This is a genomic window from Microbulbifer thermotolerans (assembly GCF_900112305.1).
GTDB classification, from domain to species: Bacteria; Pseudomonadota; Gammaproteobacteria; order Pseudomonadales; family Cellvibrionaceae; genus Microbulbifer; species Microbulbifer thermotolerans.
The window spans coordinates 77,168-98,788 of the sequence record NZ_FOKT01000001.1; the positions used below are offsets into that span (position 1 = coordinate 77,168).

The following is a 21,621-nucleotide window of genomic DNA, read 5'->3' on the forward strand; positions in this document are numbered from 1 at the left end:
CGACGCCAGCGCGGAGTAAAAAATGATCGGCAAGCCCTTTTTGCTCGTTTTTGCCCTCTTGTACGTGGCGCTGCTGTTTTTGGTGGCCTGGCGGGCCGAGCGGCGCAAGCAGTGGTTGCCCCGCTACCGCCCGGTAATCTATGCGCTGACACTGGCTGTCTACTGCAGCTCCTGGACCTTTTTCGGCGCTGTGGGGCAGGCGGTCAACAGCACCTGGAGCTATCTGCCCATCTACCTGGGGCCGATGCTGCTGTTCCTGTTTGGCGGCGCCTTCCTGCGCAAGCTGATGCTGGTCAGTGAGCGGCAGAAAGTCACCTCCATCGCCGACTTTATCGGCTCCCGCTATGGTAAAAGCCAGGGCTTGTCGGCCCTGGTGACCCTGCTGGCCATCGTCGGCAGCCTGCCCTATATCGCCCTGCAGCTGCGCGCCTTGACCATGGCCTGGGATGCCATTGGCGAGGGACCGGCAGCCGGTGCCCCCGGTGGTCTGGATTCCGCATTTGCCACGGCGCTGATGATGGGTGTGTTCGCGATGCTTTTCGGCACCCGCCATCTGGAGGGGCGCGAGCGCAACCGCGGTGTGGTGGCTGCCATAGCACTGGAGTCGGTGGTCAAGCTGTTTTCCTTTTCCGCTGTGGCCGGGCTGGCCCTGTGGTTACTGTTGGGCCATGAGCGCTACACTGCGGTGGACCTGCGCCTGGACCCGCTGGTGCCGGATGCCAATTTCCTGATACAGACGTTTCTTGCCACCACAGCCATTATTTGTCTGCCACGCCAATTCCACATGGCGGTGGTGGAGTTTCAGGACAGCCGCGATTTGCGCACCGCACGTTGGCTGTTGCCGCTCTATCTGGGACTTTTTTCCCTGTTAATTTTGCCGATCGCCCTCGCCGGGCGACCGCTGCTGGCGGAGGGACTGCTGGAGCCGGACAGTCTGGTGCTGACACTGCCGTTCACCAGCGGCAGTAATGCCCTGACTCTCTTGGCCTACATCGGCGGCTTTTCCGCGGCCACCGGTATGGTCATCGTTGCTGCGGTTACCCTGGCGGTGATGATTTCCAATGAACTGGTGGCGCCACTGTGGCTGTTCCTCAGCCGCTTTACCTCCCTGTCCGCGGCGGCGCTGGGCAACCATCTGCGCCTGATTCGCCGCCTCAGCATTCTGGTACTGCTGTTGATGAGTTGGGGCATGCACCGGGCGATTACCGGTGTGGCGCCGCTGGCTTCCATCGGTTTACTGAGTTTTGCCGCCGCCGCACAGCTGGCCCCGGCGCTGATCGGCGCCCTTTACTGGCGTCGGGCCCACCGTTTAGGGGTGTTGGCCGGGCTGGTGGCGGGTTACGGCCTCTGGTTCTACTGCCTGGTGCTGCCGGCGGTGTTTCCGCAGCACGTGCTGCTGACAGATGGTCTCTTTGGGTTACAGTGGCTGCGGCCGCAGCAGCTTTTCGGCCTTACTCTGCTCGACCCGCTCAGTCACGGCGTTCTTTGGAGCCTGCTGATCAACATCTTGTTGTTCGCGGCTGTGTCCCTGTTGTGCCGTCCACGGGAGCGAGATATCCGCCAGGCGCAGGCCTTTGTCGAGCTGAGTGAGCTGGATCGCGGCGCCGATCTGGAGTTGACAGCGATTGGTGTGGGGCAGTTAAAAAGCCTGATGCAGCCTTTTGTCGGCCTCGAGCGCTTGGAACAGATTTGGAGCGGTTTTGAGCAGCGCAGCGGTCAGCGCCTGTTGGCGGATGACGCAGTGCCGCGTTTTGCGGTGGCCGAGGCGGAGAGCATCCTCGCGGGCATTGTGGGCTCGGCCACTGCGCACCAGGTAATGGATCTGCTGCGCGCCAACCGGCCTTTTCAGCTGGAAGACATCGCCCGCTTGGTGGATGGCACGTCGCAGAAACTGCGCTTCTCCCAAGAGCTGCTGCAGACAACGGTGGAAACGCTTAGTCAGGGCATTAGTGTTGTGGATGCGGATTTGCGCTTGGTGGCCTGGAATCAGCACTACATCGAGCTGTTCGACTACCCGCCGCGCTTGTTGTATATCGGCTGCCCGGTAGAAAAGCTGTACCGCCACAATGCTGAGCGGGGGCTCTATGGCAAGGGTGTGGATATTGAAGTGGAGATAGAGCGGCGCCTGCAGTTGCTGCGCCACGGCAGTGCCCACCGCTTTGAGCGCCGACTGCCCAACGGCACCATCGTTGAAGTGCGCGGAACGCCGATGCCCGGCGGTGGCTTCGTGACCACCTTCTCCGATATCAGCGATTACCGCGCCGCAGTAGACGCGCTGGAAGAAAACCGGCGCACACTCGAGGAGCGGGTGGAGCAGCGCACGGCGGAGCTGCGCGCCAGTAATGAGGCGCTGCAGGCGGAGAACCGACGCCGCGCCGAGGTGGAAGCGCAGATGCGCGAGCTGCACGCGGCCAAGACCCGTTTTCTCGCCCATACCAGCCACGATTTGCTGCAACCGATCAATGCCGCGCGCCTGTTTATCGCCTCGGCACAACAGAAGGCTGGCACTGGCGTCTCGCGTGAAATGTTGGAGGATATCGGTCATATCGACAGCGCCCTCGGTGCCGCCGAGCAGTTGATAGGCGCCCTGCGCGAAATCAGCCGCCTGGATTCCGGCAACCTGACGCCTAAATATGAGCACTTTGCGGTGGGAGAGCTGCTCGACGCTCTCACGGTTGAGTGCCAGGCCATCGCCGCCAGCCGGGGGCTGCAGTTGCGCTACGTGCGCTCTGCAGCCTGGGTATACAGCGACAGACACCTGTTGCGACGTATTCTGCAGAATTTCCTCAGCAATGCGCTGCGTTACACCGTACGCGGAAAAGTGCTCTTGGGAGCGCGCCGGCGCGGACGCGAACTGGAAATCCAAGTGTGGGACACAGGGCCCGGGATCGCGTGTGAAGTCCAGGAGAAGATATTTGAAGAGTTCGTGCGCCTGTCTTCCGCCGACAGGCCCGCGGACAAGGGGCTGGGCCTGGGACTGGCCATCGCCAAGCGCAGCGCGGATTTACTGCGGCACCCCATCCGCGTGCGGTCGACACCGGGGCGGGGTGCGGTGTTTTCGATTCGCGTACCTCTGGGCGTTGCGTTGGCGGACAAGCCCAAGGCGCCGCAGCCGCGGATCGCGGGGGCCGACCTATCCGGGATTCGTGTACTCTGCATTGACAATGAGGATTCCATTCTGCGCGGGATGCAGAGCCTGCTCAGCGGCTGGGGTTGCCGAGTGAGCGCGGCGCGCTCTCTGCAAGAGGCTCTGTCCGTCTGGCCCGGCACCCAGCCGCCGCAGCTGGTGATCGTCGATTACCACCTGGACTGCGATGCCACGGGTATAGGCGCGCTGGAGGGGTTGAGTGAACACTGGGGACAGCCACTGCCGGGGATATTGATCAGCGCGGACATTTCCGAACAAGTGCGAGATGCCGCCGTCAGCCGCGGTTATTTCTATCTGTCCAAGCCGGTAAAACCGGCGGCTCTGCGCAATCTGGTGCGGCGCCTGGCCAGGCGCCAGCCACAAGCGGTCGATAGCTGAGCTTCTCATCTGGCGCTGAAATATCTGCAGCGCCAGGGAGCGGACCAGTCATTACTTCTGCCGCAGGGGGCTCTCAATCTTTAGCTGCAACTGCGTCAGGCGTGCACTGGCGTTTGCTTCGGGGGCGGCGTGAATTGCCCCGGAGGCTCCAGATCCAGGCTGTTGAGGGCCAGTACCGCCTGGGTGCGGCAGCTGACGTCCAGCTTGCGGAACAGGGCCGTCAGGTGGGCTTTGACCGTTGCCTCGGTCACATTCATTTCATAGGCGATCTGCTTGTTCAGCAGCCCTTCGGAAAGCATGGTGGCCACGCGGAATTGTTGTGGCGTCAGAGAAGCCACCACGTCCGCCACTGCCAGTTCAGAGGAGGCCGCGGCGCACTGGTCGGCGATGCCTTCAGGCAGCCAGATTTCACCCGCCAGGGCTTGGCAGAGGGCTTCGTCGATCATTTCCACCGGCGCTGATTTGGGCAGAAAGCCGCAGGCGCCGTAATCGACGGCGCGGCACATTACTTCCGGCTTCTCGTTGGCGGACACAACCATCACCGGCAGGCCGGGATACTGACCGTTGAGAAATATCAGCCCGCTGAAGCCCCGCGCGCCGGGCATATGCAGGTCCAGCAATAACAGGTCACAGTCCCGGTGTTCACTGACACAGCGCTGCAGGCTTTCCATGTCCTGCGCCTCGTACAGCAAGGCGTTGGGAAATGTTCGCTGGATCGACTGGCGCAGGGCACTGCGGAACAGCGGATGGTCGTCAGCGATAATGAATTTGTGCACAGTATGGTCGTTATTGGTGTGCATACTCATCGCTCCCTCATCATCATTAAATCCTCCTGGCAGAATGGAGGCTGTGTATAAGACTGCAAAGTGTACGCTCAGGAACCGCCGCTTTCTTATAATTTATAACTATCGAGTATGATCCCGGCGGCGCTTTTCGCATGTAGGCACGGCCGCTGGCTGCGACCAGTAGCGGAACCTAAAGTTCCTGGATCGCGGCCAGCGGCCGATTTCGCGGAGGGGTAGTGCGGGCTAGGCGGTCTGTGCCAGTGACTCGCGCCCGTCTATCAACTGCTGTACTACCGACGGGTCGGCCAGGGTGGAGATATCGCCAAGCTGGTCGCACTCATCCGCGGCAATCTTGCGCAATATACGCCGCATTATTTTGCCGGAGCGGGTTTTCGGCAGGCCCGGGGCCCACTGAATGACATCCGGTGTGGCGATGGGGCCAATCTCGCTGCGCAACCAATTGCGCAGTTGCTGGCGCATTTCTTCGCTGGGTTCGCGGTCGCAATTTAGGGTCACGTAAACGTAGATTCCCTGACCCTTGATATCGTGGGGATAGCCCACCACCGCCGCCTCGGCCACCGCTTCGTGCGCAACCAGCGCACTTTCCAGCTCAGCGGTGCCCATGCGGTGACCGGAAACGTTGAGTACATCGTCCACGCGACCGGTGATCCAATAGTAGCCGTCTTCATCGCGGCGCGCCCCATCGCCACTGAAGTACATTCCCTCGAAAGTGCTGAAGTAGGTATCGATAAACCGTTGGTGGTCGCCGAATACCGTGCGCATTTGGCCCGGCCAGCTGTCGAGTATCACCAAATTGCCTTCGGTGGCGCCGTCGAGAATTTTGCCTTCGTTGTCCACCAGTGCCGGGCGTATGCCGAAGAAGGGCCGCGTGGCGGAGCCGGGTTTGAGCGGCGTTGCGCCGGGCAGCGGTGTCAGCATGGCGCCACCGGTTTCTGTCTGCCACCAGGTGTCGACAATAGGACAGCGGCCGCGGCCGAAGCTGTTGTAATACCAGCGCCAGGCCTCGGGATTGATCGGCTCTCCTACAGTGCCGAGCAGGCGCAGGCTTTCCAGGCTGGCGCCGCTTGTAGGCTTGTCACCTGCGGCCATCAACGCGCGGATTGCCGTAGGCGCTATATAGAGAATATTGATTTGGTGTTCGTCGATAATCTGCGCCACCCGGGTTACATCGGGGTAGTTGGGGACGCCCTCGTACATCACTGTAGTGGCGCCATTGGCCAGCGGGCCGTAGATGATATAGGAGTGGCCAGTTACCCAGCCGATATCCGCCGCGCACCAGTAGCGCTCTCCCTTGCGGTAGTCGAACACATATTCGTGAGTCAGTGAGGTATAGGTCAGGTAACCGCCGCTGGAGTGCAACACCCCTTTGGGTTTGCCGGTGGAGCCGGAAGTGTAGAGGATAAACAGCGGGTCCTCTGCCTGCATTTCTTCCGCCGGACAATCTTCGCTCTGTTTGTCGACGAGTTCCGCGTAATCGCAGTCCCGGCCGTCGTGCCAGATAGTTTGGTCGCCGGTGTAATTGATTACCACCACCTTTTCCACCGCAGTTTCGCTGCAGAGTTCCACGGCCTTGTCGACGTTTTCCTTCAGTGGCACGGTTCTGCCGCCGCGCTTGCCGGCGTTGGCGGTGATAACGACGCGGGACTTGCCGTCGTCCATGCGTCCGGCCAGGGATTCGGGGGAAAAGCCCGCGAAAACCACCGAATGGATGGCGCCGATGCGCGCGCAGGCCAGCATGGCTACTGCCGCTTCAGGGATCATCGGCAGGTAAATGGTCACCACGTCGCCTTTCTGGACACCCAGGGATTTGAGACCGTTGGCGAAACGACAGACGTCGCGGTGCAGCTGCCGGTAGCTGATTTCTTTGGAAACACCCGGTTCGTCACCTACCCAAAGAATGGCGGTTTCGTCTCCCCGTTCGGCCAAGTGGCGGTCCAGGCAGTTGGCGGATACGTTCAGTGTGCCATCCGCATACCAGCGGATATGTAAGTCCTCTTTGGCGAAGGAGACGTCCTTGACCTGGGTATAGGGCTTCATCCAGTCGAGGCGCTGGCCCTGTTCGCGCCAGAAAGCCTCGTTATCCTCAATGGAGCGGTTGTACAGCTCGAAGTAAGCCTCTTCGTTCAGCAGAGACTTTTCCGCGTAAGACGCGGGGACGGGATAGACAGATTCCTCGGACACGGCTCACCTCATGATCTTGTTCTGGTGCCGGGCATTTTGCATGGCCGCTGGCGGCAGGCGTATTAGACATAAGTCGAACTCCTGGAGGGGCGGGCTGTTTGCCGTCTGTGCGTACCGGAATTGGCTACAACGTCATGCGGTTTAAGTGGAAGTTCCTTAGACATTGGTCGAGATTCCACCGGATTTAGACCAATGGTTAATACCCAATTTGACCGAGAAGGAGTTTTATCACTAGCGACAAAACAGTAATTCGACAATCCGTGCTCTGGAGGCGCTTATGTCGACGATAAAAATAAAATCCGTCCGCACCGCGGGCCTGTTTTCAACGATGATGATCAGTCTGTTACCGGCGGTAGCCAGCGCTCAGACGAATGTCGAGGAGCTGCAGACACGAATCGAGGAGCTGCAGGCACAGATCGACAAGCTCGCCGCAGAGGCGGAACAACGGCGGAACCAAGTGGTGGAAAACCCGGAACCGCCTCAGCAACAGAGCGGCACGCAGATAGAGATCGGCGGGTTTATGAAGTTGGACACCATGTTCAGCGATTATTCTGACGGCAGTTCTGCCACGGCCGGTATTGGCGAAGATTTTCTGGTTCCCTCCACTATACCGGTAGGTGGCGAGGGCGGCGATGGCAAGTTCGACGCCCACGCTAAATCCTCGCGGCTCTTTATTAAAACCCACACTCCGGTGGCCGGTGGCCAGATCAATACCCATTTGGAAATCGATGCCATGGCCAGTAGCCAGGGCGATGAGCGCATCAGTAATTCCTATGCACAGCGCCTGCGCCACGCCTATGTGGATTGGCAGATAGATGCATCCCGGTCTTTGCTTGCGGGACAAACCTGGTCCACCTTTTTTAATGTGGGGGCGCTGCCGGAGGGGCTGGATTTTGTAGGTCCTGTGGGCACGATTTTCGAACGCCAGCCGCAGCTGCGCTACACCCAAAAAATCGGCTCCGGGTCGATTCAACTGGCGGCGGAAAACCCCTCCACCACACTTTACAACGGCTCTGAAAACCCCTATGACGATGGCGGTACGCCGGACATCGTTCTGCGCTATAACAACAGCGCTGGAGATTTCAGCTACTCGGTGGCCTCCATGAGCCGGGAGCTGGCTTACGATAATGGAACTGATACTGAATCGGTGCGAGGTCATGCCATCAGTGTTTCGGGCAAATATCAGTTTGGCCGCGATGATATCCGCTTTATGTTGAGTTCCGGCAACGCGCTGGGACGTTATATGGGTCTTAATAGTTACCGCGCCGGTATAATTGAAGCGGACGGCGATATCGAATTGATCGATCAGACCGGCGGTTTTATCGCCCTGCGCCATTTTTGGAACGACCAGTGGCGCAGTAATCTGGTGCTTTCCGCCTCCAAAGCCGACAACCCCGGCTCAGTTTCCGATACCACGCCCTCGGCCTATCGTAGTTTGCATGCGAATCTGCTCTATTCACCAGTGCCTAAATTGACACTGGGTGGCGAATATATTTTTGCCAGCAAGGAAGTTGAGAATAGCGGCGGTTCGCTTGTTGACGATGAAGGTGATCTGCAGAGACTTCAGTTTTCAGTGAAATATGTTTTCTGACGTTTTCTGTTCTGGAGTAGCAGGGTATGGACCACCCATTGCCTCGGCCGGGGTGTTGATTGCAATCGCGGGCGGCTCCCAAATGGGGCATAAAACAAAAGTAAATAGTGAAATAAATGCGGGAGAAAAGCGATGAGTTTTGAAAGCGAACAACACGCGGATGACTACTGGAAGGAAAACCTGCGCCTAATGCTGTCGCTGTTGGCCATTTGGTTCGCGGTTTCTTTTGGCTGTGGAATTCTATTCGCCGATGCACTAAACGGCATTCGCCTCGGTGGTTTCAAGCTAGGGTTCTGGTTCGCCCAGCAAGGCTCCATCTATGTGTTTCTGGTGTTAATAGCCGTCTATGTGCACAAAATGAATAAGCTGGATAAAAAATACAATGTGCACGAGGACCACGAAGAACCGGATGAGTTTGAAGAAGCACTCGAAGAAGAGTTCGGCCAGTAGGAGCAGACCATGGATATCCAAACCCTCACATTCCTGATCGTCGGTGCAACCTTTGCGATCTATATCGGTATTGCCATATGGTCGCGTGCCGGTTCTACGCACGATTTTTACGTCGCCAGCGGCGGCGTCAACCCAGTGGCCAACGGTATGGCCACGGCGGCGGATTGGATGTCCGCGGCATCCTTTATTTCCATGGCTGGCTTGATTTCCTTTATGGGCTATGACGGTGCCGTCTACCTTATGGGATGGACCGGCGGCTACGTGCTGCTAGCGCTGTGCCTGGCACCCTACCTGCGCAAATTCGGCAAGTTTACGGTGCCGGCATTTATCGGTGACCGCTATTACTCGAATACTGCGCGTACAGTGGCGGTGATCTGTGCGGTGTTTGTGAGCTTCACTTATGTGGCGGGACAAATGCGCGGTGTTGGCGTGGTCTTCTCACGCTTCCTGGAAGTGGATATCACCACCGGTGTGATTATCGGTATGGCGATTGTGTTCTTTTACGCGGTGCTCGGTGGTATGAAGGGGATCACCTATACCCAGGTGGCCCAGTACTGCGTATTGATCTGTGCCTATCTAGTGCCGGCCATTTTTATTTCCATCATGATGACCGGGCATGTGATTCCGCAGATTGGCTTCGGAGCGGAATTGTCCGATGGTTCCGGCACCTATTTGCTGGATAAGTTGGATGGCCTGTCTACGGAATTGGGTTTTGCAGAATATACGTCGGGGACCAAGAGTACTATAGACGTCTTCTTTATTACCGCCGCGTTGATGGTGGGTACCGCTGGCTTGCCACACGTGATTGTGCGTTTCTTCACCGTGCCCAAGGTTCGGGATGCGCGCAAGTCCGCCGGCTGGGCACTGTTGTTTATCGCCCTCCTTTACACCACCGCGCCGGCCATCGCCACCTTTGCTCGGGTGAATATGATCGATACCATCAACGGTCCGGATGCCCAGGGCACTGCCTACGAGGAGGCGCCGAGCTGGATTACTAACTGGGAGAGCACTGGCCTGATTGCTTGGGAAGACAAGAATGGTGACGGCAAGATGTTCTATTCCGGGGATGCGCGCAACGAGATGAAAATCGACCGCGATATTATGGTACTCGCTAACCCGGAAATCGCCGATCTGCCCGCATGGGTAATCGCGCTGGTGGCTGCAGGGGGCATCGCCGCGGCACTGTCTACCTCCGCGGGACTGCTGCTGGTGATTTCGACGTCGATCTCACACGATTTGCTCAAGCGCAATCTGATGCCCAATATCAGTGACAAGCAGGAGTTGCGCTATGCGCGTATTGCCTCGGCGGTGGCAATCTGTATCGCGGGCTATCTGGGAATCAATCCGCCGGGCTTTGTTGCTCAAGTGGTGGCTTTTGCCTTCGGCTTGGCGGCATCCTCGTTCTTCCCGGCGATTATTCTCGGGATCTTCAGCAAAAAGATGAACAAGGAGGGCGCCATTGCGGGTATGATTTCCGGTATTACCTTTACCGCCGCGTATATTATTTACTTTAAGTTCATCAACCCCGCTGCCAATACGCCGGAAAACTGGTGGTTCGGTATATCGCCGGAAGGCATCGGTACCCTGGGAATGCTGTTGAACTTTGCAGTGGCGATTGTTGTGGCCCGGTTTACCTCAGAAGCGCCCAAAGCCGTGCAGGAAATGGTTGCCGATATCCGTTTCCCCAAAGGCGCTGGAGAAGCCAGTGCGCACTGATGGCTGATTGATAAATTTCCATCCTTTTGGGCGAGGCACTTTGCTTGGGAGTGCCCGCCCTTTTTTATTGGGGAGCCCTTGTTCTTTCACACGGAAGTTGCAGAGGCTTCGGAGTACTCGGGCAATGGGGTGGGCTTCTTATCTGGCGTTAAATAATCTTCACCGTCACGAAGCGACTTAATCGGCGGTGCCTTAGGTTGCGCGGCCCTCAGGTTATTCTTGGTTCTCCCAGACCATCAGTAGCAGATCTTCATCTTCCCCCGGTAGTCTGATGATGCCTTCCGGGCGGAGCCCCAGTTTTTCCAGCAGGCGCAATGAGGGCGTATTGTTTGGCAGGGCAATGGCCACAATACGTGTCAGACCGATAACATCGCGGGCGTAGCGCATCACCGCGCGCGCCGCTTCCAGGGTGTAACCCTGTCGGCGGTATTCGGGCAATAGGGCAAAGCCGATATCCGGGGCGCCCAGGCCCTCCCGCTTCAATAGGCCGCAGACGCCGAGGGGCGTGCCGTCCTTGAGTTCCACCTTATACAGTCCAAAACCGCGACGCCGGTACATGGCCATGATTCCATCGGCGATATAGCGGCGCGCGTCTGCTTCGGTGCGCACGCCGCGATCTCCCACATTGCGCAGAAAATCGGGGTCGTTCAGCACCGCCAGCATCAATGGGGCGTCCTCTTGCGTGAGTTGGCGCAAGGTCAGCCGTTGTGTTTGCAGCGGGATCATAACAGCGTTCGTTTTCACGATCTGTTCTTTGTCAGCGTAGCGTGTGCAAAAACTGCAGGTGCCGTTCGTAATGCGCCAGGATATCCGTGAGCAACTGGTCCTTGGTCCAACCCATCACATCGTAATCCTGCCCGCCCTCATGCAGGTGCACCTCGGTGCGAAAGTATTTGTCATCCGAGCCGTCGTCGGTTGTGTCGTCCAGCTTTTGCGCTTCCAAGTCCATGTGTTCCGGCGTCAAGGCACTGGGTTTCAGGTGTGCTTTGGGGTGTATGCCATAGAGGAAATCCACCTCGTCACCCTGAAAAACTTTCAGGTAAACATCGCTGTTTTTACCGCGTGACACTTCGGTGGCCAGACCGTTTTGCTCCAGCTCCTGGGCAAACTCTCGCAGTGCCGGCTCTCCCACATCGCGTATATATTCCTTTACTTCATCTAGGGACGGCAGGTGTACAAGGTTTCTCAATCTCCGTTGCCAGGGGACGGGATTGCGCGCGGTGATCGGGGCTACCGGTGCGGTCAGCGCATCCCGTTTCGCAGTATCGGTACGCAGGGCGGAAACCAATCCGTAGATGGCGATTAGCAATATGGCGGAGAAGGGCAAGGCACTGGCGATCACCGCTGTTTGCAGAGAGGCTAAACCACCGACTAGCAGTAGGGTAATGGCCACTATGCCAATCAGTGCGCACCAGAAAACTTTTTGCCAAAGGGGGGTATCATCACGGCCGTGGGAAGCCAGCATATTGACCACCAGGGCGCCGGAGTCCGCAGACGTTACAAAAAAGATGACTACCATGATGACAGCGACATAAGAGAAAAGGCTCGGTAGCTGAAATTGTTCCAGGAAGTGGAATAGCGCGAGGGACTGATCTTTGCTGACCGCTTCACCGAGGGCCGTCATTCCTTCGTTCAGAATCATATCGATCGCGGAGTTGCCGAAGAATGTCATCCACAGCAGGGTCATTCCCGCGGGCATCAGCATGGCGCCGATGGTAAATTCCCGGATAGTGCGCCCGCGGGATATGCGCGCGACGAACAGGCCGACGAAGGGCGACCAGGACATCCACCAGCCCCAATAGAGGATGGTCCAGCCGCCGAGCCAGTCGGTGGGGTTATAGGCATAGAGATTAAAGGTCTTGCTGACCATCACCGACAAATAGCTGCCGATATTCTGCACAAATGCCTGCAACAGGTAGACAGTGCTGCCGAGTAGCAGCACCATTAACATGAGGAGCCCCGCAAGTCCGATATTCAGCTGGGAAAGCCGCTTGATTCCGCTATCTAAGCCTGTTGCCACGGAGATAGTGGCGAGGATTGTGGTGGCGATAATTAGAATTACCTGAACCCCTTCTCCTATGGGCACATGAAACAAATGGTTCAGTCCGGAGTTGATTTGCAGCACGCCGTAGCCGAGTGTCGTCGCTACGCCGCAAACGGTGCTAACAATGGCGAAGACATCCACTGCATCGCCAATAGGGCCGTAAATGCGCTCTCCAATAATAGGGTAGAGCGCCGAGCGCAAGGTGAGTGGCAGTTTGTGGCGGTAACTGAAATAAGCCAAAATCAATGCGACTATGGCGTAAATTGCCCAAGCGTGTAGCCCCCAGTGGAAAAAGGTCAGTATCATCGCTTGGCGCGCGGCTTCCACTGTGCCAGTTTCGCCTACCGGAGGATTCAGGTAGTGCATGACCGGTTCGGCGACACCGAAGAAAAGTAGTCCTATGCCCATTCCGGCGGAAAACAGCATTGCGAACCAGGAGCCGTAGCTATACTCCGGCTCGGCGTGTTCCGGTCCCAGCTTGATTTCTCCGAAGCGGGAAATCGCAATAACAACCACACTGATCAGAATGATTGCCACCACCAGCACGTAGTACCAGCTCATATTGGTGACTATGGCGCTCTGTAGCGCTTTGAAACGTGCGCTGGCGTCATTGGAGAAAATAGTTGCGTAGGCCACCAGTAGCGCCAGGGCTCCAGTAGCCGTGTAGAATACGGGGGGATTGAAATGACCTGTGTGACCACTCTGTCGGGTTTTCATAATACGCTATCCACGAGTACTGCAGGGATGAGGGCGGTTTTGTAGGTTGTTATGTTGCGCAGATACCATTGTATAGGCATTTGACAAAGATGAAATGGACGTTCTATGGCTAATACTTCTAAAAACTTGGAAATATCGGCAGCGGAAATCGAGATTAGCGCAGTGCGCGCCCAGGGTGCCGGCGGACAGAATGTCAATAAAGTATCCAGCGCAATTCATCTGCGCTTTGATATTCGCGCATCTTCTCTGCCGGAAGAAGTTAAAGAGCGCCTGCTGCAGCTGAATGACCAGAGAGTCAATTCGGATGGTATAGTGGTGATCAAAGCCCAGCGCTTTCGCACCCGGGAAAAAAACCGTGAAGATGCGCTGCAGCGCCTGCGGCTGCTCATTGACAAGGTGAGTAAAAGACGCAAAAAACGCATTCCAACCAAACCGGGCAGAGCGGCGAAAGAACGGCGTTTGAACACAAAGGTGCGCCGTGGTCAGGTTAAGGCATTGCGGGGAAAAGTCAGCGATTATTAGAAAATTTTACACTCATCTGCGTGAGCGCTGTAATTGCTCTTGGGGCTCTCGGGCAATGGCATGGATATTATGAAAACCTTGAAATAGGCCCCTGTATCCAACGGCTTCAAACTATCAGTTCCATTCATTGAGTTTCTCACCCCTTTCGGCGCTTCTTGTAAATTTCGCACTGAAATGATCAGCGGTTATTTGAGAGGAATTTGTATGACAAAGCGTTATCGTGCAGAGGCGTTGAAAAATTTTGCCGCCCGTCTGTTCCAGTGTGCCGGCTTGGCCGAAGAGCGCGCAGAGGTGATGGCAGGCGTTTTTCTAGAGGCGGACCTGCTCGGCTTTACCACCCACGGCATGAACCGTGTGGTGAGCAACCTGCGCTGGCTGGAGAGTAATGAGACTCGCCGCGAAGGTGCGCCAACAGTGCTCGCGGACCGCGGTAATTGTTTTAATTGGGATGCAGATTTTCTGCCGGGGCCCTGGGTGCTGAGGCAGGCGCTGATAGAAGCGATGCAGCGGGTGCCGGATCACGGGGTGGTTACCGCCACCATACGTCGCAGTCAGCATATCGCCTGCCTTGCAGCCTATCTGCCGCCAGTTGTGGAGGCCGGTTATGTGGCAATTCTCACTTGCTCAACACCGGCGGAAAATACCGTATCTCCCCAGGGCAGTGTGGACCCGCTCTTTTCCGCCAATCCGCTGGCCTTCGCCGCCCCTGCCGGTGAATACCCGTTGCTGTTTGATATCAGCATGTCAGTGACTGCTGGTGGTTATGTAGCAAGGGCAAAACGGGAAGGCACTAAGCTGCCGGTAAAATGCCTGAAAGACCGGGACGGCAATGTGTCCGACGATCCGAATGTATTCGATAGTGGCGGCAGTATTCTGCCCGTTGGTGGGGTCGATCACGGATACAAAGGTGCGGCGCTGTCGGCGATGCTGGAAGTTCTATCCATGGCGCTCGGTGGCTACGGTCGAGACGACGCATCTGCGAAAGGCGACGGCGAGGCCAACTCGGTATTCCTTCAGCTGATAGACCCCCGCGCATTTTGCCCCCGCGCGGACTTTCTGCGCCAGACCGCGGCATTGTGCAATTTGTGGCAGAACAGCCGCAGCGAGGGCTGCTCTCCGGTACGCGTGCCCGGTCAGAGGGCCTGGGCCATGCGTGATAAGCAGTTGAGAGAGGGGGTGATGCTGTACCCGTCGATTATGGAAGACCTGCAGCCCTGGGCGGACAGGTACGGTGTCCCGGTACCGAAGCCCCTAACCCAGGAAATTAATTAATCAGAGATTTCCACGTTTACACTATTCCATATACGGGATCAGTCGACCAAAAATCATTACCCCTGTCCATAGCAGTAGAGAAAGTCCGGCAACGATCTTTACATCTATAGGGAAATAAATCACGTTGCTTTGATTGTTTCCCCTTTTGATGCTCCGTAATCGTAAGGAAAGATATAGGGCATTTATTATCGCAAAAAAAATCAATGATATTTTGATTTTAAAAGACGGGTTGATGAAATAACGGCTGGGATCACCAAACAAAAAAAAGATTCCTGTGGCGATGTTTATCGTAAGTCCAATTAGCGTTACAAAGATAAAATTGTCAACAGCTTTAAAAGGATTTTCTGGGGCGAATCCAATAATCTTTAAGTCGACTACGATTAAAGAACCAAATAGCAAGCATAATCCTATAAAATGCAAGCTTTCCAGGGTTGGCCAGACCCAGCTGTGAGCATTGATATAATCATATGTACTTGAAGAGATCATCCAGTTAATGACATCTTGCATGATAATCTCCCTCTAATCGATATATGCGATAAGTCGGCCTGAAACGAGTGCCGCTATCCATACAAAAATTGATGCGCCTGCTATAAATTTATGCTTTGAAGTGATCTTGCCAGAGATCGTTCTTGTGGCTAAATAGTGGCTTAACAGCAAACCGGTTGCGATGAGTGTTATTTTTAGTAGAAATGGCCGGTTTTCCCATAGAAGAGTCGCGCCGCCGAAAAATAAAGCGGTTCCAGACAGAAGATTAATGCAAAACCCTGCAATCGCTACTTTCCAATAGTTATACATATCTCTGAGTGGCAGCCTGGAACAGAATCCGAGAAGTCTAAAGCTAATCATTAGGGCGATGCCTACCAGTATACTCATACCAATGGTATGCAGGGTTAATACAATTGGATAACCCCATAAAGAATCTGATACCCATAAACCCAATGATGAGCTCTCAGCCCAATCTAAAAATGTCAACAAAATTACCTCGTTTATACGCTTAGGGGTGGCTATGAATAATTCGGATAAGGGTTATCTCTTGTTATGAGGCTACTAAGAGATGGAATCTTTTTATGGAACCTCTGATTAATTCGCGTGGACACTATGGTAGCTTCCGGGGCGCTCAGGCAATAGGACGGACATTTCGAAAGCGCACGAGTACTTCCCTGTAGCTCCGGCGGATACATCCCTGTATCCGATGGTTTCGAAATGCCCGTCCTATCACCTGAGCTTCACATCCGCCCGCGAAGAGCTTCTGCCACCAGAAAGTGATTTAATCAGAGGTTCCTTATAAAATGTGCGAATAGTTTCCTGTAGCGTCTATAAATATATCTATAGATGCTACAGGAACTACTCCTGCGTTTTCAAAAAAGCGCTGCGTGAGCGCTCTGAAACCAACGACAGAGCACATGCGATTTAATCAGAGATTAATTAGCGTTTCTCATAGGTTAGGTCGTCGCATTCATAGGGGAAGTATTGCGATTCTGTCAGCTTCACAACGTCTTCGCCGTGTACTTTCTCTTGCAAGTACAAAGGATCCTCTATTTCATACGAACGGTGGAGTGATAGCCCGTCATCACTGAGATGAAAACGCTCAACGATATGGAGTTGATCGCTGTTTTTGGCTGCGCCATTCGGATGCGGTGGTGCATGTATGTAACCAGGAGCAAAGCCTATGGTGTCTACAATCAATACGCCGTCTTCCCACTTGCCTATTGAGTGACCTGCCACACTGGGCTCAATATCTGCTGGATGCTGGTCCAAGTCGAGGTGAATCGTGCGAACGATGTCCATGAAACCATAATGAATGGTGATTTCATCTTCGGTCTGATCAATGCGATTCACTAATTGGTCGAATGTCCAGTCATCTATGATGTTGGTTGCTTTACAGTGCAGGCGAGGGCTGTCTTCAAATCGGTAACCTGCAACGGCCTGCTCGCCTGCCTCTGTTAGTTTGAACTGTGGCCGATTCGGGTCTCGTGGCGGACGCTCACCCATGGGCGGGCGCTCCCCCCTAGGAGGACGCCCATCTTCTGGCGCGGCTGCCAGATCTTGTCGCGGAGCTGATTTTGAGGAAGGTTTTTGGGGGCGAGGTCTCTCTTTGCGCTGGTCGCTTACCCAGTTGCCGCCGATGTTTGGTGTTCCATCCGGTAGAGTGATTTTTCTGGGTTGTTTAACTAAATTTCCAGAGTTGTCAAAAACAGAATTTCGGTTAATTGTCAGCCCGTTGGTAAAATGTATGCTGTTTGCATGGCAGGCGAGATCTTCACTGCGTGCTGGCGCACCAATAATGGTGATTTCCTCTCCTTTTTTAAAGAGGCTGGAAGACCATCCTGCTCTCTTTAATGCGCTTCCTGTGCCTAGATCACAGCGCCAGTTTTCGACGTTGCCTGCGCTATTTTTAACATCGAAATAGATGTACGCATGCGGGTTGACTAACCTTATTTTTGTTATTTTTCCTGTTATCTTTATTTGTTTAGAGGTGTCAAATTGACCATTTACACCATGGTGGGCCATGGCACTGTTGGCGAACATTGCGGTGCACGCAATTCCAATACATATATTTTTGAAAAGAAATTTTTTCATTTGATGTTGCAGATTCGGATGGTAAGGATGTTTCTTTTATTCTAAGTGAAGTCATTCGCACTACAGTGATAGGAAAAGTAAATATGTGTAAATTTATGCGTGACTGGGTAAAGAGATGCATCCAAGGAACCTCCGATCAGCTCTCTCTGGAAGCAAAGATAGCTCGAGGCCAGATAAGAGGTTTAGGTGAAGGGGTGGGCGTTCAGAAGCCCACTATATTCCCGGTGTGAATTAATCAGAGAAGCTTTGATTTGCTTCCTGGCAGTAAAGTGGCTTCAAAATCAGAGCTTCATATCATGGGTCTGATGAATCATTTCCGTCAGCAGAAAAACTTATCAGAGAGCGTTTAGTAGGGCGATCGGGCAAGCACTTCCTGATATTCCGCCTCGCGCAGCGCCAGCTCCTGTTCCAGGTCTTCGATATCCAGCTCCAGCTCCGTGTGGCGCTCCTTGAGACGGGCGATATCGGCGAGCAGGGTCACCCGCTCTTCTTTGGTGGCCTCGTCACTGACCAGGTGTGCGCTCATTTCAGTAATGTCATCGAGAATATGTTCCCGTTCTCTTTCCAAATCGCTGATGGCTGAGGCCACCTGATTAACGGCGCTCTGGGCCAGATAAATATCGCGGCCGGCGCTGTGGCCACGGAGAAAAAGCCCTTCCAGATCAGCGGGGCAGACACCACTGTAGGTGCCCCCGGCACGGCCCAGGCGGAAACCCTGGTGTTCGGTACAGTAGAGTTGCAATCCCTCGTCGCGGCCAGTCCGGTAGGAGGCGGTATCCGGTCGCACACCGTGCTTGGCGCAGGCTTCGCGACGCTTGCTCAACTGTGCAATCTGCAAACCCGCCGCCCCATCTTCATAGCCGATTGCGCGCCAGTCCGCCGTCAGACACTCTTCTTCACTCATTGTGGCGCAGCCGCCGACCAGGATCAGGGCTGTGAAGGGAATTATCCAGGCTGTCATTTTCATTTGTTCTTGCCCCTTAAACGGAATTCTGCAACCGGCAATTTATCTTGCCGAGCTGACTACAACCTGAATTCTTCACAAAAAATGAGACTTTGGGAACCTCTGAATAATTTGCCCTCTGGCGACAAAGGTACTTTTCACCCAGATGAGAAGCTCTGGTTCTGAAATGGACATTTCGAACCGCTCTATACAAGGGCGTATCCGGCGGAGCTACAGGGGCGTATTCGCGCATTTTCGAAATGTCCATCTCATTGTCTGAGCGTCCCGGAACCAGCTACAGCATTCGGGTGAATTAATCAGAGGTACCTTTGGCGTCATCTTTGGTGGGTGCACGGGGCGGCGGTGTCCACGTGAATCTGGGGGTCTACTCGATAAAGGCCGGTCTGCGCGTACTAGGATGGGGAGACTAGCAGGGAAAAGAGGAAGGGCCGATGCGTGAGTTCGCCAGTATGGGTGTGGTGGAATTGCTGGAAGGGTACAAAAAAAGGGCTTTTTCCCCGCTGGAAGTCACAGAATCGTTGCTGGACCGGATAGAACGCTGCAACAGGATAGTCAATGCCTACTGCCTGGTGGACAGGGACACCACTCGCGCAGCGGCGCGGGCCTCGGAGGCGCGCTACCGGGCGGGGGCGCCGCAAGGTTTGCTCGATGGCATACCAGTGGCGATCAAGGATGTGTTTCTGACTCCTATGTGGCCGACGCGCAAAGGATCAAAAACCATTGATCCGGCAGCCACGCTGGGCAAGTCGGCACCTGCGGTGTCGGCGCTGGCGCGCAGCGGTTGTGTGCCCCTGGGTAAGACCACAACACCAGAATTCGGTTGGAAGGGTGTGACCGACAACCCCATAGATGGCGTAACCCGCAATCCCTGGGCGCCGGAGAAAACCGCCGGCGGGTCCAGCGGCGGCAGCGCCGCGGCGGTGGCCCTGGGCTTGGGGCCGCTGGCGCTGGGGACCGATGCCGGTGGTTCTATTCGTATTCCCGCCGGGTTCTGCGGCATTGTCGGCCTAAAACCCAGTTTCGGTGAGGTACCCCATTGGCCGCCGAGCCCCTTCGGCACCCTGGCGCATGCCGGTCCTATGGCTTGGACGGTGGCGGACTGCGCTTTGGCGATGAATGTGCTGACGGAGGCGGACTACCGGGATGTCCACGCGGTGCCGAGGCGCAACATTGACTACGTCGAGGCTATCCAGGGAGAGCCCGGGCAGTTACTCAAAGGGTTGCGTATCGCTTTTAGCGCCGACCTCGGCTATGTGCAGGTAGAGCGAGAAATAGAAGAGAAGGTGCGCGCCGCCGCACGCTTGATGGAATCGCTGGGGGCCGATGTCACCGAAGTGGACCCGGGCTTCGACGACCCTCTGGCGGCATTCGGGCATCTCTTTTACAGTGGCGCTGCCAACGCGCTGCGCGAGCTCGACAAACGCCAACGGGCGCTGATGGACCCACAGCTGGTGGCAGTGGCAGAAAAGGCCGCACAGCTGACGGTGCTTGATTACTTGGCTGCGGTGAATGAGCGCACGGCACTGTGTGAGCGTATGGCCGCTTTCCACCGCACCTACGATTTGCTGCTGACACCAACGCTGCCAATCACAGCGTTCAAAGCTGGTCGCGAGGTGCCGGAAGACTGGACCAGCACTCGCTGGCCATCCTGGACCCCCTTTACCTACCCGTTCAACCTCACCGGGCAGCCGGCGCTGTCTGTGCCCTGCGGTTTTTCCAGTGCGGGACTGCCCGTCGGATTACAGCTGGTCGGGCGGCGCTTCGAAGACGCCACAGTGTTGCGTGCCGGTCAGGCCTACCAGCAGGCGGCGCCACTGACCGATATGCGTCCGCGGCTGTTTTCTGCAGGAGAAGCAGGGGGGGAGGCGATGTGAACAGTTTGGATTTCGACTTCTATGAATCCGAGGACCCGCTGTGGAACCCGGCACTGCTGACGATTCCTGTGCCGGGAATCCGTAAGATGGTTAATCTGGCAGCTACCATGGACGACGTTATTCATTTGTCCATTGGCCAGCCGGACGCACCGGCGCCGCCCCATGTGATACAGGCCGCGGTGGATGCGCTGGAGGCGGGCCAGACCGGCTACACCATGGACGCCGGCCTGCCGGAATTGCTGGAGGCCTTGGCGGTTTACAACAATGCGCGCTATGGGCGCGGGATCTCGCCAGAAAATATTCTTGTCACCACCGGCGCTACCGAGGCCATCTATTTGGCGCTCACCGCTGTATCCGCGCCGGGGCGCGAATTTATTGTCCCGGACCCGTCATTTATGCTTTATGCGCCGCTGATCCGTATGAACGGCGGCGAGGTGAAATACATTCCCACACGCGCGGAGAATAACTACCAGTTGGACCCAGTGGAAGTGATCGATGCCATTGGCAATAAAACCCACGCGATCGTGCTTAATTCCCCCAGCAATCCCACCGGCACTGTCTACCCCCGCGAAACCATTGAGATGATCGTGCAGGAGGCCGCCTACCGGGGCGTCTATGTGATCAGCGATGAGGTCTACGATCACCTGGTGTATGACAACCGTGAATACGCCAGTGTTTTGTCTTGCTGCTCCGACTTGGACCACGTGATGGTGATCAGCAGTTTTTCCAAGACCTTCAGCATGGCGGGTATGCGCATTGGATGGATGATTGCAAGCCAAGGGGCCATCAGGAAGCTGCGGCGCTACCATATGTTCACCACTACCGTTGCCAACACACCCTGTCAGTGGGCCGGTGTCGCCGCGCTCCAGGGAGAGCGCGGGTTTATTGATCGCATCGTCGAAACTTACAAACAGCGGCGTGATCGTTTGGTGCAACTGGTGGAGAAAACCCCTTACCTGGAGGGGTATATACCCGAGGGCGCTTTTTATCTATTTCCCTCGCTGCCGGACGGCGTCAACGGCAGCAATGTCGCGTTGCGCCTTTTGCGCGAAACAGGCGTCTGCACCATCGCCGGAGACACTTTCGGCGAATCCTGCCGCAGCGCTTTGCGCATCAGCTACGCCACTTCCATCGACAATATTGAAAAGGCCTTCGAGCGGATAATTCCCTGGATGGCGCGGCAGGATTTTGTCTAGGGAACCTCTGATTAATTCGCGTGAAAACAACGGTATGTTTCGGGGCGCTCAGGCAATAGGACGGATATTTCGAAAACGCACAAGTACTTCCCTGTAGCTCCGCTTTTGATCCGCCCTGCGGTTTGGCTCGTTACGGGTGGTCAGCTGTGAGGGCTTTTCAGCGCCGCGGGCGTGCAACTCAA

Annotated in this window: 16 protein-coding genes; 8 read left to right on the forward strand and 8 right to left on the reverse strand. The window is 55.8% G+C overall.

What is annotated here, in order from left to right; all coding sequences use genetic code 11:
• The first annotated feature begins 22 nt into the window (after window positions 1-22).
• Window positions 23-3,526, forward strand: coding sequence for a PAS domain-containing hybrid sensor histidine kinase/response regulator (locus tag BM155_RS00325; protein ID WP_067151976.1), 3,504 nt, complete (start codon window positions 23-25; stop codon window positions 3,524-3,526).
• Window positions 3,527-3,621: 95 nt separating this feature from the next.
• Here the strand turns inward: BM155_RS00325 and BM155_RS00330 are convergent, their stop codons facing one another.
• Window positions 3,622-4,326, reverse strand: a complete 705-nt coding sequence (locus tag BM155_RS00330) for a response regulator (protein ID WP_067157432.1) — start codon at window positions 4,324-4,326, stop codon at window positions 3,622-3,624.
• Window positions 4,327-4,554: 228 nt separating this feature from the next.
• Window positions 4,555-6,513: an acetate--CoA ligase gene (gene acs, locus BM155_RS00335; RefSeq protein ID WP_067151979.1), complete on the reverse strand. Its 1,959-nt coding sequence runs from the start codon at window positions 6,511-6,513 to the stop codon at window positions 4,555-4,557.
• A 277-nt stretch (window positions 6,514-6,790) separates the two neighbouring features.
• Here acs and BM155_RS00340 point away from each other — a divergent pair, with 277 nt between their 5' ends.
• The 3 genes from BM155_RS00340 to BM155_RS00350 all read left to right on the forward strand — a co-directional run bounded on the left by BM155_RS00340 (window position 6,791) and on the right by BM155_RS00350 (window position 10,270).
• A complete protein-coding gene (locus tag BM155_RS00340; RefSeq protein WP_197463047.1) occupies window positions 6,791-8,104 on the forward strand; it encodes a DcaP family trimeric outer membrane transporter in 1,314 nt (437 codons plus the stop codon).
• Window positions 8,105-8,236: 132 nt separating this feature from the next.
• The gene (locus tag BM155_RS00345; protein WP_067151980.1) at window positions 8,237-8,554 is read left to right on the forward strand and encodes a DUF4212 domain-containing protein; all 318 of its coding nucleotides are present in this window, start codon (window positions 8,237-8,239) and stop codon (window positions 8,552-8,554) included.
• A gap of 9 nt (window positions 8,555-8,563) precedes the next feature.
• Window positions 8,564-10,270: a sodium:solute symporter family protein gene (locus BM155_RS00350; protein ID WP_067151982.1), complete on the forward strand. Its 1,707-nt coding sequence runs from the start codon at window positions 8,564-8,566 to the stop codon at window positions 10,268-10,270.
• A 213-nt stretch (window positions 10,271-10,483) separates the two neighbouring features.
• On the opposite strand, the gene BM155_RS00355 is transcribed toward BM155_RS00350, so the two are convergent.
• Both BM155_RS00355 and BM155_RS00360 read right to left on the reverse strand, forming a co-directional pair.
• The gene (locus BM155_RS00355; protein WP_231902456.1) at window positions 10,484-11,014 is read right to left on the reverse strand and encodes a GNAT family N-acetyltransferase; all 531 of its coding nucleotides are present in this window, start codon (window positions 11,012-11,014) and stop codon (window positions 10,484-10,486) included.
• Between the two features lie 13 nt (window positions 11,015-11,027).
• On the reverse strand, window positions 11,028-13,031 hold the full coding sequence (locus BM155_RS00360; protein ID WP_074900432.1) for a BCCT family transporter: 2,004 nt from the start codon (window positions 13,029-13,031) through the stop codon (window positions 11,028-11,030).
• 105 nt (window positions 13,032-13,136) lie between these two features.
• Between BM155_RS00360 and arfB the strand changes: the two genes are divergently transcribed.
• Window positions 13,137-13,553 (forward strand): alternative ribosome rescue aminoacyl-tRNA hydrolase ArfB, encoded by a 417-nt coding sequence (gene arfB / locus BM155_RS00365; protein ID WP_067151988.1) that lies wholly within the window; start codon window positions 13,137-13,139, stop codon window positions 13,551-13,553.
• 204 nt (window positions 13,554-13,757) lie between these two features.
• Window positions 13,758-14,825, forward strand: a complete 1,068-nt coding sequence (locus BM155_RS00370) for an Ldh family oxidoreductase (protein WP_067151990.1) — start codon at window positions 13,758-13,760, stop codon at window positions 14,823-14,825.
• Between the two features lie 21 nt (window positions 14,826-14,846).
• Here the strand turns inward: BM155_RS00370 and BM155_RS00375 are convergent, their stop codons facing one another.
• From BM155_RS00375 to BM155_RS00385, 4 genes are all read right to left on the reverse strand, one after another.
• Window positions 14,847-15,332 carry a DUF6644 family protein gene (locus BM155_RS00375; protein ID WP_074900436.1) on the reverse strand — a complete coding sequence of 162 codons (486 nt, stop codon included), beginning with the start codon at window positions 15,330-15,332 and terminating at the stop codon, window positions 14,847-14,849.
• Window positions 15,333-15,344: 12 nt separating this feature from the next.
• Complete coding sequence (locus tag BM155_RS16865) at window positions 15,345-15,797, reverse strand: hypothetical protein (RefSeq protein WP_139223097.1); 453 nt, start codon at window positions 15,795-15,797, stop codon at window positions 15,345-15,347.
• Window positions 15,798-16,250: 453 nt separating this feature from the next.
• Window positions 16,251-17,405, reverse strand: a complete 1,155-nt coding sequence (locus BM155_RS16870) for a DUF6152 family protein (protein ID WP_139223098.1) — start codon at window positions 17,403-17,405, stop codon at window positions 16,251-16,253.
• A gap of 346 nt (window positions 17,406-17,751) precedes the next feature.
• Window positions 17,752-18,366, reverse strand: coding sequence for a DUF2799 domain-containing protein (locus tag BM155_RS00385; protein ID WP_175487724.1), 615 nt, complete (start codon window positions 18,364-18,366; stop codon window positions 17,752-17,754).
• A gap of 434 nt (window positions 18,367-18,800) precedes the next feature.
• Here BM155_RS00385 and BM155_RS00390 point away from each other — a divergent pair, with 434 nt between their 5' ends.
• Window positions 18,801-20,243: an amidase gene (locus tag BM155_RS00390; protein WP_074900438.1), complete on the forward strand. Its 1,443-nt coding sequence runs from the start codon at window positions 18,801-18,803 to the stop codon at window positions 20,241-20,243.
• Window positions 20,240-21,439: a pyridoxal phosphate-dependent aminotransferase gene (locus tag BM155_RS00395; RefSeq protein WP_074900440.1), complete on the forward strand. Its 1,200-nt coding sequence runs from the start codon at window positions 20,240-20,242 to the stop codon at window positions 21,437-21,439. Before BM155_RS00390 ends, BM155_RS00395 begins: the two co-directional genes overlap by 4 nt.
• Window positions 21,440-21,621 lie beyond the last annotated feature (182 nt).

Bases quoted from the DNA above. Each gene is read 5' to 3' on its own strand.
- BM155_RS00325 (WP_067151976.1), top strand. From the start codon at position 23: ATGATCGGCAAGCCCTTTTTGCTCGTTTTTGCCCTCTTGTACGTGGCG.
- BM155_RS00330 (WP_067157432.1), bottom strand. From the start codon at position 4,326: ATGCACACCAATAACGACCATACTGTGCACAAATTCATTATCGCTGAC.
- BM155_RS00340 (WP_197463047.1), top strand. From the start codon at position 6,791: ATGTCGACGATAAAAATAAAATCCGTCCGCACCGCGGGCCTGTTTTCA.
- BM155_RS00345 (WP_067151980.1), top strand. From the start codon at position 8,237: ATGAGTTTTGAAAGCGAACAACACGCGGATGACTACTGGAAGGAAAAC.
- BM155_RS00350 (WP_067151982.1), top strand. From the start codon at position 8,564: ATGGATATCCAAACCCTCACATTCCTGATCGTCGGTGCAACCTTTGCG.
- BM155_RS00360 (WP_074900432.1), bottom strand. From the start codon at position 13,031: ATGAAAACCCGACAGAGTGGTCACACAGGTCATTTCAATCCCCCCGTA.
- arfB (WP_067151988.1), top strand. From the start codon at position 13,137: ATGGCTAATACTTCTAAAAACTTGGAAATATCGGCAGCGGAAATCGAG.
- BM155_RS00370 (WP_067151990.1), top strand. From the start codon at position 13,758: ATGACAAAGCGTTATCGTGCAGAGGCGTTGAAAAATTTTGCCGCCCGT.
- BM155_RS00375 (WP_074900436.1), bottom strand. From the start codon at position 15,332: ATGCAAGATGTCATTAACTGGATGATCTCTTCAAGTACATATGATTAT.
- BM155_RS16870 (WP_139223098.1), bottom strand. From the start codon at position 17,405: ATGAAAAAATTTCTTTTCAAAAATATATGTATTGGAATTGCGTGCACC.
- BM155_RS00385 (WP_175487724.1), bottom strand. From the start codon at position 18,366: ATGACAGCCTGGATAATTCCCTTCACAGCCCTGATCCTGGTCGGCGGC.
- BM155_RS00390 (WP_074900438.1), top strand. From the start codon at position 18,801: ATGCGTGAGTTCGCCAGTATGGGTGTGGTGGAATTGCTGGAAGGGTAC.